Annotated in this window: 10 protein-coding genes; 6 read left to right on the top strand and 4 right to left on the bottom strand. The window is 63.8% G+C overall.

The annotated features are described in order from the left end of the window. Nucleotides 1-24: 24 nt before the first annotated feature. Nucleotides 25-963 carry a proteasome assembly chaperone family protein gene (locus tag ACFUOZ_RS00720; RefSeq protein ID WP_377543650.1) on the bottom strand — a complete coding sequence of 313 codons (939 nt, stop codon included), beginning with the start codon at nt 961-963 and terminating at the stop codon, nt 25-27. A gap of 276 nt (nt 964-1,239) precedes the next feature. On the opposite strand from ACFUOZ_RS00720, the gene ACFUOZ_RS00715 reads away from it, so the two are divergent. The 4 genes from ACFUOZ_RS00715 (at nt 1,240) to ACFUOZ_RS00700 (ending at nt 6,780) form a co-directional block, all read left to right on the top strand. Next, on the top strand, nt 1,240-2,763 hold the full coding sequence (locus ACFUOZ_RS00715) for a leucyl aminopeptidase (protein ID WP_377543647.1): 1,524 nt from the start codon (nt 1,240-1,242) through the stop codon (nt 2,761-2,763). A gap of 293 nt (nt 2,764-3,056) precedes the next feature. Then, a complete protein-coding gene (lpdA, locus tag ACFUOZ_RS00710; protein WP_377543645.1) occupies nt 3,057-4,439 on the top strand; it encodes a dihydrolipoyl dehydrogenase in 1,383 nt (460 codons plus the stop codon). Between the two features lie 112 nt (nt 4,440-4,551). Beyond that, entirely contained in the window at nt 4,552-6,288 is a 1,737-nt protein-coding gene (gene sucB, locus ACFUOZ_RS00705; protein WP_377543643.1) for a 2-oxoglutarate dehydrogenase, E2 component, dihydrolipoamide succinyltransferase, read from the top strand. Nucleotides 6,289-6,426: 138 nt separating this feature from the next. Beyond that, the gene (locus ACFUOZ_RS00700; RefSeq protein WP_377543641.1) at nt 6,427-6,780 is read left to right on the top strand and encodes a hypothetical protein; all 354 of its coding nucleotides are present in this window, start codon (nt 6,427-6,429) and stop codon (nt 6,778-6,780) included. 111 nt (nt 6,781-6,891) lie between these two features. Here the strand turns inward: ACFUOZ_RS00700 and ACFUOZ_RS00695 are convergent, their stop codons facing one another. Continuing rightward, nucleotides 6,892-7,275, bottom strand: coding sequence for a VOC family protein (locus tag ACFUOZ_RS00695; RefSeq protein WP_377543639.1), 384 nt, complete (start codon nt 7,273-7,275; stop codon nt 6,892-6,894). Nucleotides 7,276-7,408: 133 nt separating this feature from the next. Between ACFUOZ_RS00695 and ACFUOZ_RS00690 the strand changes: the two genes are divergently transcribed. Beyond that, nucleotides 7,409-7,837, top strand: coding sequence for an OsmC family protein (locus ACFUOZ_RS00690; protein ID WP_018778715.1), 429 nt, complete (start codon nt 7,409-7,411; stop codon nt 7,835-7,837). Nucleotides 7,838-7,930: 93 nt separating this feature from the next. Here ACFUOZ_RS00690 and ACFUOZ_RS00685 read toward each other — a convergent pair whose 3' ends face one another. After that, nucleotides 7,931-11,431, bottom strand: coding sequence for a S41 family peptidase (locus ACFUOZ_RS00685; RefSeq protein WP_377543637.1), 3,501 nt, complete (start codon nt 11,429-11,431; stop codon nt 7,931-7,933). 85 nt (nt 11,432-11,516) lie between these two features. On the opposite strand from ACFUOZ_RS00685, the gene ACFUOZ_RS00680 reads away from it, so the two are divergent. Beyond that, nucleotides 11,517-12,422 carry a TIGR01777 family oxidoreductase gene (locus ACFUOZ_RS00680; protein ID WP_377543635.1) on the top strand — a complete coding sequence of 302 codons (906 nt, stop codon included), beginning with the start codon at nt 11,517-11,519 and terminating at the stop codon, nt 12,420-12,422. A gap of 1 nt (nt 12,423) precedes the next feature. Here the strand turns inward: ACFUOZ_RS00680 and ACFUOZ_RS00675 are convergent, their stop codons facing one another. Next, on the bottom strand, nt 12,424-14,022 hold the full coding sequence (locus tag ACFUOZ_RS00675; RefSeq protein ID WP_377543633.1) for a serine/threonine protein kinase: 1,599 nt from the start codon (nt 14,020-14,022) through the stop codon (nt 12,424-12,426). Nucleotides 14,023-14,113: the final 91 nt, after the last annotated feature.

The following is a 14,113-nucleotide window of genomic DNA, read 5'->3' as shown; positions in this document are numbered from 1 at the left end:
TGCCGGTCAACTGTTAAAGCTGATTTATTGAGGCGTGTCTTTACGCGCCAGGTAGGCTTCCACAGCGGCACCGATGTCCTCGGCGTCGGGCAGTTCGTCGTTCTCGTAGGCGAGCAGCGAGCGCCGAACCATTCCCTCCGACTTCTCGTCATAACGGGCCTCGAGGTTGGCCACGACGGCCTGGACTTCTTCGGACGCCTCGATCTGCTCGGCGATTTGCCGGACGACCTCCCGGCCGGATTCGCGGAGGCGGTCGGTAGGAAGCATCAGGGACGTCGCTGCCCCAAGGTATTCCAACCCGGCGACGGCCGCCGTCGGGTACTCCGCTTCCGCAAGGTAGTGCGGAACGTGGATCACGTAACCGGCGACGTTCCGTTCGGCCTCGGTGAGCCGAAGCTCAAGAATGTGGCCGATGGCGGCAGGCACCTCAACGGTAGGTTTCCAGCTGGAAATGCCTTCAATCAGTTCGGGCCGGTTGCCATGTACCGTCACCCCAACGGGCCGCGTGTGCGGCACGGGCATGGGAATGGAGTGGATCCACGTGACCAGGTTTACGTCCAGCTTTTCCACGATTCCTACGACTGCGCGGGCGAAACGCTCCCACTGAAGGTCCGGTTCAAAACCTGCCAGCAACAGGAACGGCTGCCCGAGCCCATCCGTCAGCTTGTACAGGCCAAGTTTGGGCGCCTTGTAGTCCTGGAGGTGGTCCTCCACGAAGCTGATCTGGGGCCGGCGTGAACGGTAGTCGATGAGCTGGTCGGCGTCGAACATGGCCACGACCTCGGCGTTGAGCTCCTCCAGCAGTTCGGCATTTATTTGCCGGACCACGTGACCGGCGTCGGCGAAACCCGTGAATCCCATAACCATGTTCAGGCCGCGGAGCTCGGGGCTGTGGAAGGTCTCGATGTTGCTCGCGTAGAGCGCTTCAGGGTCCAGGAGGGTGCCGGATATCCGTTCAAACACGGCGTATTCCTTTCACAGGGCAAGTTTGGATGGTCTATATGGCTACAACGCTGCAAAGCAGGCGGACATTCCTGCCGGCGGATGTGCGGCAGATCTCATTTAATTGCTGTCCGCGGGCATCGAGAGACTACGATCGAAACGGGCCGACGTCCGCTTGCGACGCTGGGCCTTCAGACCAAGGCCGCCGTCGAATGAGGACGTCGGGCGCGTACCGGGGCAGGCCGCCAAACATGCGGCCCCGCCATGCACTGCAGAGAGAAGTGAGGACACATCCTCGTGGTCAAGACTACTGACATCAACCTGGGCATCATCGCCAAGGACTTGAAAAAGTCCCCCAGCGACGCACTTGTAATCGGCGTTGCGCAAGGCGCTGAAGGGCCGATGCTGCTCGCCAATCCCCTCAGCGCAAAGGCTGCCGAGTCCGTTGCGGGCTCCCTGAAGTCCCTGGGAATCAGCGGCGCGCCGGACCAGGCACACCGGCTTCCCGGTCTGCCGGAAACAGGTGCCGGCATCCTGGTCCTGGCCGGCGTCGGCAAACTGCCCCAAAGCGGCAACCTCAGCGAAGAGGCGTTGCGGCGCGCAGCCGGCTCCGCTGTACGCCAGCTGGCCGGACTCTCCTCGGTAACGCTGGCTTTCCCGACGCCGGCAATCACCGATGTTGCGGCAGTCGCCGAAGGTGCCGCCCTGGGCGCCTACTCCTACACCGAGCACCGCTCGTCCACGGACGGACTGAAGGCCCCGGTGGCCAAGGCCCTGATCTTCTCTGACGTGGACGCCAAGGCCGCGCAGCCGGCGCTCGACCGCGCCATCGTGCTGGCAAGGGCCGTCAACGCCACCCGCACGCTGGTCAACCAGCCTCCCAGCCACCTCTACCCCGAGTCTTTTGCAGAGTCCGCCAAGGAACTCGCAAAAGGCCTTCCTGTGAAGGTCACCGTCTGGGACGAGAAGCGCCTCGAAAAGGAAGGCTTTGGAGGCATCCTCGGCGTCGGCAAGGGTTCCAGCCGCCAGCCGCGCCTGGTCAAGGTGGAATACGCGCCGGCCAAGGCCGACAAGAAGATTGCCCTCGTCGGCAAGGGCATCACCTTCGACACCGGCGGCATTTCCATCAAGCCGGCCCTCGGCATGGGCGACATGAAGAGCGATATGGCGGGCGCCGCCGTCGTACTTAATACGGTCCTGGCGCTAGCGTCGATGGGTCTGCCAATTAAGGCGACCGCCTGGCTCTGCATCGCAGAGAACATGCCCTCCGGCGCCGCAGCGCGGCCCGCGGATGTCTTCACCATCCACGGCGGCAAGACCGTTGAGGTCCTGAACACCGACGCCGAAGGCCGCCTGGTGATGGCCGACGGACTCGTCGCCGCCAGCCTCGAGAAGCCCGACGTCATCATCGACGTCGCCACGCTGACGGGAGCCCAATTGATTGCCCTGGGTCTTCGCACGGCCGGCGTCATGGGCTCGGATTCCGTCACGGCGGCGCTCAAGTCCGCCGCCGACCGGGCAGGCGAACTCGTGTGGCCCATGCCCCTGCCCGAGGAACTCCGCCCCAGCCTGGACTCGCAGGTGGCCGACATTGCCAACATCGGTGAGCGCAACGGCGGCATGATGACTGCCGCAGTCTTCCTGCGCGAATTCGTCGGCAAGGACGGCAACGGCGAACAGATCCCGTGGGCCCACGTCGACATCGCAGGGCCGTCGTTCAACAACGGCAGCCCCTACGGCTACACGCCCAAGCAGGGCACGGGCTGCACAGTCCGCACCCTGGTTGCCTACGCCGAGGACCTTCTGGCGGTTTCCGCCTAGCAGCACTCCCCCGCTCCCTTCCGGGTTGCGCGGTCCGTCCGGCATCCTGTCAGGGCCGCGCAACCCCGGAATTATGCGGCGTGTAGCGCTGTGTCACAAGTGAACGTGAGTCTCGACACAAGCGCTCCACAAACACCCGCAGAGGGTGGAGCATGGGTAGGTGGTTCGCTAAGGTGAACTCGATAGTCACAAATGCAAGAGAACTTAGGTGCTGGCATAATCACGGCAGAACAAGTTCCAAAGACCAGATGGCACGCAGTCCCGTGTCATCCTTCACGCGAGGGAGCGTTTTAGTGGCCGATCAGGCAACTGCGCAAGAATTCGACATCCTGGTACTCGGTGGCGGCAGCGGCGGCTACGCCACTGCCCTGCGGGCCGTGCAGCTTGGGTTCACCGTTGGCCTTGTGGAAAAGGCAAAGCTCGGCGGAACCTGCCTGCACAACGGCTGTATCCCCACCAAGGCCCTCCTCCACTCGGCCGAACTGGCCGACCACGCACGCGACTCCGCCAAGTACGGCGTGAACGTCACGCTCGACAGCATCGACATGCCGGCCGTGAACGCCTACAAGGACGGCATCATCGCCGGTAAGTACAAGGGCCTCCAGGGACTCATCAAGTCCAAGGGCATTACGGTTATCGAGGGTGAAGGCAAGCTCCAGGGCAACAACACCGTCGTTGTGAACGGTACGGCCTACACGGGCAAGAACATTGTCCTGGCCACCGGTTCCTACTCACGGTCGCTTCCGGGTCTTGAAATCGGCGGCAAGGTCATCACCTCCGACCAGGCCCTCACCATGGACTACATCCCCAAGAGCGCCATCGTCTTGGGCGGCGGCGTCATCGGCGTCGAATTCGCTTCCGTCTGGAAGTCCTTCGGCGTGGACGTCACCATCATCGAAGGCCTCCCCTCCTTGGTCCCCAACGAGGACGCCTCGATCGTCAAGAACCTCGAGCGTGCATTCAAGAAGCGCGGCATCAAGTTCACCACGGGTATCTTCTTCCAGGGCGTCGAACAGAACGACGACGGCGTGAAGGTCACCTTGGTTGACGGCCAGACCTTCGAAGCAGACCTGCTGCTCGTTGCCGTTGGACGCGGTCCTGTCACCGCCAACCTCGGCTACGAAGAAGCAGGCATCACCATCGACCGCGGCTTCGTCATCACCAACGAGCGCCTCCACACCGGCGTTGGCAACATCTACGCCGTGGGCGACATCGTCCCGGGTGTCCAGCTCGCACACCGCGGCTACCAGCAGGGCATCTTTGTTGCCGAGGAGATCGCCGGCCTGAACCCGGCCATTGTTGAAGACATCAACATCCCCAAGGTCACCTACTGCGAGCCTGAAATCGCCACGGTCGGTTACACCGAAAAGGCAGCCAAGGCGAAGTTCGGCGACGACCAGGTGCAGACCCAGGAATACAACCTTGCGGGCAACGGCAAGAGCTCAATCCTCGGCACTGGCGGTATCGTCAAGCTCGTCCGCCAGAAGGACGGCCCCGTAGTTGGCATCCACATGATTGGTTCACGCATCGGTGAGCAGATCGGTGAAGCCCAACTGATCGTGAACTGGGAAGCCTACCCGGAAGACGTGGCCCAGCTGGTCCACGCCCACCCGACCCAGAACGAAGCTTTGGGCGAAGCCCACCTCGCCCTCGCGGGCAAGCCGCTCCACGGCTAAGTCTTTACCCAAGACAAACGGGTCGGGTGCATGCAGCGGATCTGCCGGATGCACCCGGCCCGGACCAGCAGAATTCATCCGCACAAAGATCAATAAGGAGAACGGGGACGACATGTCTGAATCCGTTAACTTGCCCGCCCTCGGTGAGAGTGTCACCGAAGGAACCGTCACCCGCTGGCTCAAGCAGGTTGGTGACCGGGTGGAGATCGACGAGCCGTTGCTCGAGGTTTCAACCGACAAAGTAGACACTGAAATCCCTTCTCCGATCTCTGGCGTCATCGAAGAAATCCTCGTCGCTGAAGATGAGACAGCTGAAGTCGGTGCACCTTTGGTTCGCATCGGCGATGGCTCCGGCTCCGCCGCTGAGGCCGCACCGGCTGAGGAAGCACCCGCTGCTCCGGCAGAGCAGGCTGCACCGGCCGCCACAGAGGCACCTGCCGCCCCGGCAGAGGAAGCAGCAGCTCCTGCAGCTGAGGCCCCCGCTGCTTCAGGCGGCGAAGGCCAGGAAGTGACCCTCCCCGCCCTGGGCGAGAGCGTCACCGAAGGCACCGTTACCCGCTGGCTCAAGGCCGTCGGTGACACGGTGGAGGTTGACGAACCGCTCCTTGAGGTCTCCACCGACAAGGTCGACACCGAGATTCCTTCCCCCGTTGCCGGTACCCTCCAGGAAATCCGGGTCAACGAGGACGAAACCGCTGAAGTAGGTTCCGTTCTGGCTGTTATCGGTTCAGGCGCCGCGGCTCCTGCTGCTGCGCCGGCTCCGGCCGCACCGGCAGAAGCGCCTGCCGCACCGGCGCCGGCTGCTGCTCCTGCTCCGGCTGCAGAAGCACCGGCGGCCCCTGCCGCACCCGCTCCCGCCGCCCCGGCTCCTTCTGCTGCACCTGCCGCCCCCGCCGAAGAAGCCGGCTCCTCCGAGTCCGGCTATGTCACTCCCCTGGTGCGCAAGCTCGCCAACCAGCACGGCGTAGACATTGCATCGGTCTCCGGCACCGGCGTTGGTGGCCGCATCCGCAAGCAGGATGTCCTGGCTGCCGCCGAAGCCAAGCAGGCTGCCGCCGCTCCTGCAGCACCGGCTCCGGCTGCTGCTCCCGCAGCCAAGGCTGCCGCCCCTGTTGTTGCTTCGTCCCTGCGCGGCACCACGGAGAAGGCTCCCCGTATCCGCCAGGTCATTGCACGCCGCATGCGCGAGTCCCTCGAGGTCTCCACCCAGCTGACGCAGGTGCACGAGGTCGACATGACCAAGATCGCCAAGCTCCGTCTCAAGGCCAAGAACTCCTTCCAGGCCCAGAACGGCGTCAAGCTGACCTTCCTGCCCTTCATCGCCAAGGCTGTAGCCGAGGCACTGAAGCAGCACCCCAAGCTGAACGCCGCGTACGACGAATCCAAGCAGGAAATCACGTACCACAACGCCGAACACCTGGCGATCGCCGTCGACACCGACAAGGGCCTTCTGGTTCCGGTCATCTCCGACGCCGGCAACCTGAACCTCGCCGGCCTCGCCGGCAAGATCGCTGATGTCGCCGGCCGTACCCGCGACGGAAAGATCGGCCCGGACGAGCTCTCCGGCGGTACGTTCAGCATCACCAACATCGGTTCTGTCGGTGCTTTGTTCGACACCCCGATCATCAACCAGCCGCAGGTAGGTATCCTCGGCACCGGTGCCATCGTCAAGCGCGCTGTCGTGGTCGCTGACGAAAACGGTGACGACTCCATCGCCATCCGGTCCATGATGTACCTGTCCCTGACATACGACCACCGCCTGGTGGACGGCGCGGACGCCGGACGGTTCCTGCAGACTCTGAAGGCACGCCTTGAAGAGGGTGCGTTCGAAGCAGACCTTGGTCTCTAAGTCACTCCATCTGCGCGCATCGCTTGCAGAGTAAAACGGGCAGGTTGCCGGGGAAACCCGGGAGCCTGCCCGTTACGCTTTCAACGCCTTCGCGTGGCTTTGCTACAGGACGTAGAACCGACTGGATAAGCTAAGGCCATGAGTATTCTCTTCAACATTCTGGTGTTCTTGCACATCGTCGGCGCAGCCATGATCGTGGGCTACTGGATCGCCACCCTCAGGGAGCCGACCGTCCATCCCCGCCAGCGCGACGGTGCCTTCCTCCAGCTCCTCACAGGCATCGCCATGATGGGCGTACTGCCCATGATGCCGGATGCTGATCCCAACTACTTCAAGCTTGGGGTGAAGTTTGCCATCGGCGTGGCAGTCGCCGTGCTGGCCGTGATCGGCTCGCGCAAGGTCAAGAAGGGTGAGGCCGTCTCCACGGGCCTTGCCCACGGCGTCGGTGGACTTGCCCTGGTGAACATCGCCATCGCCACCCTCTGGAACTGACCCGACGCAGACCTACCTGACGGGCGGCATCGGGGGATCCATCCTGATGCGCAGAGGCCGCTCCCACAGTTGCAGCACAGTGGGAGCGGCCTCTTTTGCTGTGTCGGTTGACTACTCCTGGGCAATGCAGAACTCGTTGCCCTCCGGATCCTGCATCACATCCCAGTGGAAATCCGCGATGTCGTGGCCTTCGACGAAAGTTGCGCCCAAAGCCTCGGCCTTTCGCCTCAAAGCGGCAGCGTCGGCGTCATGCAGATCCAGGTGCAGCCGGCGTCGACCCTCGGTCGGTTCAAGGACCTGCTGGAAGGCCAGCTGCGGAACGCCAGGGTCAGCTGGCCGCAGCCAGATAAAGCCTTCATGCTCCGCACTGACGGGCATATCCAGGAGTTCAGACCAAAATGCCGACAGACGGGCAGCATCAACGGAATTGATCATGATCGACGCTATCCTCGGCCTGCCCCGGTGATCTTGCAACGCGTTTTCTTCGGTTTCCATGGCGTCAGTCTAGGGGTCACAATCCACTGACAGCAGAATGGCCGTGCAGTCCGGAAGTTCAATACCTAGGATTGAAACCGGTGGCACCTGCCAAAGGCCGGTTGCCGACACATAACGACCCTAAGGAGTGGACATGGCAGCAACACGCACCGCACACACGGTTTGGAACGGCAACCTTATTGAGGGCGCCGGCAACACCACGCTGGACAGCTCCGGCCTGGGAACGTTCGATGTCACCTGGAAGGCGCGCACCGAGCAGTCCGGTGGCAAGACCAGCCCCGAGGAACTTATCGCTGCGGCCCACTCCGCTTGCTTCTCCATGGCTTTCAGCCACGCCCTGGCCGGTGAAGGCTTCACCGCCGAGGAAGTCAACACCAAGGCCGACGTCACCTTCGTTCCGGGCACCGGCATCACCGGCAGCCACCTGACCATGACCGCGAAGGTTCCAGGCCTCTCCCAGGAGGACTTCCGTCGTATCTCCGAGGACGCGAAGACCGGTTGCCCCGTCTCCGGCGCCCTCGCCAGCATCGAGATCACCCTCGATGCCACGCTCGCTGAGTAGCCTCAAAGACTCTAAAAAGCGAGAGCCCCTGTCACTCCACCCGGAGTGACAGGGGCTCTTCCCGTTCCAGGGACCCAAGTCCTTTAAGTACCGCTACTTCTTGAGCTGCGGACGCGCGGGCAACGGCGCCGGGCGCACCTTCCTGTACCCTTCACGCAGCGGAGGACGATCGGTCGGGAGCTCCTGGATCATTTCCTTGAGCGCGCCGATGCCGTACTCCAGTTGCGGATCCGTGCCGGCCGCGTAGGCATGGGGCGGGAACAGGACCTCGATATCCGGGTCAACACCGTGGTTCTCAACGTCCCAGCCAATCCCGCCGCTGAACCATGTGGCATAGCGCGGTTGGGTGACACCTGTGCCGTCCGCCAAGGTAAAGCGGTTGTCAATGCCCACCACACCGCCCCAGGTCCGCGTTCCAATGACCGGACCGATGCCCCTTAGCTTGGAAACCTGGGTGATGATGTCGCCGTCGGACCCGGCAAATTCGTCGGCCAGGATGATCACGGGACCGCGCGGAGCGTGGTGCGGGTAGGTCCGGGGCTTCTCGCCACGCGGCATGCTCCACCCAGTCACTTTTCGACCGATCAATTCGGCGACCAGCTGGGAGGTGTGTCCACCGCGGTTGCGTCGAACATCGACGATCAGCCCGTCGAGGGCAGTCTCGGTGTCCAGATCCCGGTGGAGCTGGGCCCAGCCGTTGGCCATCATATCCGGAACGTGGAGATAGCCGAACTTGCCTCCGGAAGCTTCCCTGACGGTCCTGCGGTTGGCCCGTACCCAGTCCTGGTAGCGGAGCCTTTCCTCATCACGGATGGGAACCACAGCTACACGCCGCTGCGATCCCGCAGCTTCGCCGTGTCCCTTGCCGTTCAGCAGCGTCAACTCAACCGTCCGGCCGGCGGCCCCCACCAGCTGCATCGCCGGGGTCAGGGCCGGCGAAAGCTCGACGCCGTCAATCGCCAGGAGCACATCGCCCACCTTTGCGTCCACGCCTGGTCGCGTCAAAGGCGAGGTAGCAAGGGGATCCGATGACTCGCCAGCCAGAATCCGGGTGATTTCCCAACCATTGGCGCCGAGCTGCAGCTCGGCTCCCAGCCGCCCTTGTCCATTGCGGCCCGGTTCCGTGACAGCTGCCGGACGAACGTAGGCATGCGAGGTCCCCAACTCGCCGTGGAGTTCCCAGAGCAGATCCACCAGGTCATCGTGCGAACCGAGCCGGTCCACGATGGGGCGGTACCGCTTGTACACGGACTCCCAGTCCTGGCCCGCCATGTCGGCGGTCCAGAAGAAGTCGCGCTGCAATCGCCAGGCCTCATCGAACGCTTGGCCCCAGGCAGCAACAGGGTCGAGAATGACGCGGATCCGGTTGAGATCCAATTTCACGTGGTCAGCCGAGTCCTCTTCCACTTTGCTGTCCGCGGGTACGGAAATGACGTTCTTGTCCAGGACGTAGACGATCCGGCCGAGGTCACCGGACACGCGGTAGTTCTCTACTGCGGGGACGATCGTTGTCGGCTTGCGCTTGGCGATGTCGTAACGCACCAGGGACGGTGCGGTCTTCTTGTCCTGGAGGGTGCCTTTGCCCTCCCCTGTGACACCGGAGAGTTCGGTATCCAACCACAACAGTGCTCCATCGCCAACAGCGAGGTCCGAGTAGTTTCCCTGGGGCACCGGCACAGCGATGACGCGGTGGGCAAGTCCCTCCGCATCAACGCGCACAGCGGGGACTTCGCCGTCGTCGGACTTCTCCGCAGCCTGCGGCGCGTCCTCCAAGGTGTCCACCGAAGGCCCGAAGGGCGAGGGCGTGTCTGCTGCGAGCGCCACCATGTACGGCTTGATGGGGCTGGGGAACGAAAGATCGAAGGAGTGGCCGTCATAGACGGGGTCGAAGCTCCGGTTTGAAAGGAAAGCGAGGAACTTGCCATCGGGTGTGAACCGTGGCCACTCGTCGCAGAACCGGCCATCAGTGATGTCAATGATCGCGGCATCGCCCTCTTCGGGACGGGCGATCCTCAGTTTGCTGCGCGAGCCGAAGGACGTCACGGGTTCGGACCAGGCGAGCCACTGCGAGTCACCCGACCACGAGAGTTGCTCGATGCTTCCTTCGCCCACACTAACGAGCTTGCTCAGCGTCCCGGTGGAAGTGTCGGCGACGAAGACGTCCCCGAAGGACGTGCCGACGGCCACCCAGCGGCCATCCGGGCTGGCTTCCAAGGTGCTGGTGCGCGTCGGCTTGGGGAAATCGATGCGGAGCTGGGCCGCATCCTCCGGAGCAGGCTGTACTTCAGGAGCGGAAATGCCACCGGCAGTGTCGGCCGAAGGCTCCACTGGGACCTCAACGCCGGTGCCCGAGGCAGGCACTGTCGCCGGCGACGCGGTCTGTACCGGCGCGCCCGTCTGTCCCACCACGTTGGAGACGGATACCGGCTTCGGCAAGGAATCGTCTTCCTTCGCCGGAGCGGGTGCTTCCACGGCCTTCAACACTTCCGCCGCCGCCAGCCTGGAGGCGATGCGCTTGATGTACAGCGCTTCGACTCCCCCGTGGTCCGCCACGTAGGCGATCCTGCCGTCTGTAAGCGGGCGGGGCAGTCGGGCACGGACTCCCGGCGTGGCTTCCACGACGCGCGACGGTCCGTCCTTGTGCCGAAGCCAATGGATGGTGCCGTGCGATTCCACGGCGCTGGCCGTCCCGGCAACGTTCGGGAACACGTCACCGAGGTGTGCTGAGGCTTTCAGCGGCGCAGGCCGGCGTGCAGGCGAAGCCGAGCCGAGGGAGATTTCCAGCTTGGCCGGTTGGGCGTCAGCGTCCAGGGAGGGAAGAATCCACAGCTCGCCGGCAGATTCGAAGACAATCCTCTTTCCGTCCGTGCTGGCGTGCCGCACATAAAAGTCCTCGTGGTCAGTGTGCCGGAGCAACCCGGAACCATCGGGGAGGACCGAGTACAGATTGCCAAAGCCTTCGTGGTCCGAGAGGAAAGCAATCCTGCCCTCCACCCACAGGGGGTCAGTGAGGTTGCCATCGATCTCCGGAACCAGCCGTTCAAACTCGCCGTTGCCGTCAGCGTCGATCCACAGCTTGCCGGCCGTACCTCCGCGGTAACGCTTCCACCAAGCGGGCTCGCGTGAGAGGACGCTTGCCAGTACCACAGGCTTCTCATCGCCGACCTCCGGCCCGAAAGCAACTGCCTCTACCGGGCCAAAGGGAAGTTCGACGGCGGCACCTCCGTCGAGCGGGAGGCTATAGGCATGCGTGTGGCGGCTTTCGGCCTGCTGGAAGGCACTGGTGACAACTACTTGGCCGGCTGGGGTGAAACCCTTCACCTTGGTGGTGCTGTGGCCAAAATAGCTCAACTGCCGGTAGCCGCCACCGTCGACGTTCGCCGTCACCACTTCCGGGGACGTTCCCACCACCACTGTCCACACCAATTGCTTTCCGTCCGGCGTGAACCGGGGGTTCCTGGCCGGAAGCTGCTGGGAGGAGACGCGCCAGGCACGGCCTCCTTGAAGCGGTGCGACCCAAACGTCGTCTTCGGCCACGAAGGTGACCAGATCGCCGTGAACATGCGGGAAACGGAGGTAGCTGGAGGAGGTCATTGTTCGATCATAGTCAAGAGGCCCCCGCCGCCGACGGCACCAACAGGCGTTTCCGCCAGACGTTGGCCTTATGGTGAGATGGGTCATGCGCATCGTGATGTCCGGAGCTTCAGGAATGATTGGGACCGCACTGGCCAGGCACTTGGCCGGCCGGGGTGACGAGGTGGTGCGGCTCGTGCGGCGACCCGCTGCCGCGCCCGGTGAATTCACCTGGGATCCGGCTAAAGGTGAGCTGGACGAAAGAGTCCTGGATGGCGCGGATGCCGTGGTCAACCTTTCCGGTGCCGGGATCGGGGACCGCCCATGGACCAAGAAACGGTTGCAGGTACTTCGCGATTCCCGCCTTCAAGCCACGCTGACCCTCGCCGACGCCATGGGGCGACTTGGAAATCCACCTGCTTCCTTCATCAGCCAGTCCGCTTCCGGTTATTACGGGGCGGACAGCCCCGGCATTCTGCGCGAGGATTCGGCTCCGGGCGGCGGAGTCCTGGGTCCGTTGTGCGTCGATTGGGAAAAGGCGGCCAGGAAGGCACCGGCAGATGTCCGGGTTGTCACTCCCCGCACCGGTGTGGTGCTGAGTACAACAGGAGGAGCCTTGGGTCCATTGCTTCCCTTGTTGAAACTTGGACTGGGGGGACCCTTCGGTAACGGCCGCCAGTACTGGCCCTGGATCACACTCGCCGACGAGGCCTCCGCACTCGCTTTCCTGCTCACGTCCGGGCTGGAAGGCCCGGTCAACGTCTGCGCTCCGCAGAGCGCGGACGTGAACACGATTGTCGCGGCCCTGGCAAAGGCCTACCACCGGCCGGCTTTCTGCCGGGTGCCCCGCCCTGCCCTGAGACTCGTTCTGGGGAAGCTGGCGGATGAACTGGTCCTGGCGAACCAACGCATGGAGCCGGGCAGACTCTCCGAAGCGGGCTTTCGGTGGCAGCATCCGTCCCTTGCCGAGGCCATGGCCTGGTTGCGCGGGGAGGAACACCGGGACCGGTAGTTCAATGACCCGGCGCTGTGATTTCCGAAAGCCACCAGCGTCCATCCGCGCGGACCAAGGACAAACGAAGCTCCCTGGCAGCTCCCGCCGGCGCCGTCCTGACGACTGTGCCATCGGCATCGCGTTCCGCATAGGCGGAGGTGGTTGCGGTAACGTCCACGTCAACGTGATCCAAGGTTGTGGACGGCCCCACCTCCAGCCCTGACAACCGCGTGGTGAGCCCGTCAAGCCTGGTGCCGGATTCGCGCAATTGGGCGCTCAACTTCCGGTCCGACTCCGCAGCCGGCGATCCTTGGGCATTAACGGCCTCAAGAAGTTCCAGGCGGCCTTCCCGCAAAGCGGAGTCCCGCAAAGCCGAGAGTGCCTCCACAGCGAGTGCGGGATCCTCGGTTTGCAGGGCGCCGTCCATGGGAACGGGAAGGACAGCTGTTTGGGTGGCTTGCGCGGTGGTGTCCGAGGCCGCCAAGCGGCTGACCGGAGGGTCCGCCGGAGTGCTGCGCTCCTGGATCCATCCTGACGAGCGGTTCAAGGCCAGGCCGCCGATCACCGCGCCGACCGCCACCACCGAAAGCAACAGGGCCAGTCGGGTGAAGGTGGTCTTTCTGAGCATCTTCGAGGCTGGACGGGCCCGCTTTTGGCGGACGCCTTGGAGCGCACGCCGCACCCTGTCCCTCCCCCTCCACCGGATCCCGAAGCCTGCCCGGCGGGGTGGACGCCCGTGCGCCTCGCGACGCGTCAGCAGCTCAGGAATGACGGAACGGTGCACGGCTCCCGACAAGTCCACGGTTTGGGGTGCGGCACTCCTGAATACCGCGCTGCCGAACTCCTTGGCCGTCGGCCGCACAAGGGGATCCGGATCCAAGGCAGCCTCGAGGGCCGCCGCCAGGCTCTTGGGTACCTCGGGCACCAGCAAGGACAGCGGTGGCCTCAGTTGGGTTGTTTCAGGCACGACGCCGGTCAGGCAGTACCAGCCGATCGCGCCCAACGAAAAGACATCACGTTGCGGACGGAGCTCCTGGTCGCCGTCGTCCGTTATTGCCGGGACGTATGGATCCCTGAACCCAGCGGTTCCCACATCATGGCGCTGCTCCGGGTCCCCCACCCGGGCGGCGAGGCCCAAATCTGCCAACAGCGGCATGCCGACGGCGGTCAACAGGACATTTCCCGGCGAAACGTCACCGTGCACAACGCCGTGGGAATGCAAATAGGCCAAAGCCTGCGCGATGGGTGTCAGCACTGTCACTGTTTCCCCGATGCTTAGTCTTTGCCTTCCGGAGACCAGGTTCGCCAGGGATCCACCTGCCGCATAATCCATCACGATCCCGAGCGTCCCCGGGGGGCCATCAGCTGGCTGGAGGACTTCGTGGACACGGACAATGTGCTGATGCTTGAGATGGGACAGGAGCATGACTTCGCGGGCAGCGTTTCCCAGGAGCTCCGCTTGTGCTTCGCGGCGGGGACATTTGAGCGCAAACCGGGTCCCGTCGCCCAGCCGGGTGCCAAGCCATACTGTCGAGCTGCTCCCGCGGCCAAGCTGCCGGGTAATTTCGTAGCCCGGAAAAAGGGGTGCCACGGCTTCGGTGGTTGCCAAAGTTTCCATGAATAAGGTCTACCGGACCCGGCGAATATCTGCAGAAGTTATCCACAGATCCCTGCTGGACCTCCCCTCCACAAGCGCCACACCGCATGAT

This window comes from Paenarthrobacter sp. NPDC057355, assembly GCF_042667405.1.
In the GTDB taxonomy this organism is placed as follows: domain Bacteria; phylum Actinomycetota; class Actinomycetes; order Actinomycetales; family Micrococcaceae; genus Arthrobacter.
The sequence above is the reverse complement of the archived record's forward strand: the minus strand, read 5'-3'. Positions and strand labels throughout refer to the sequence as shown.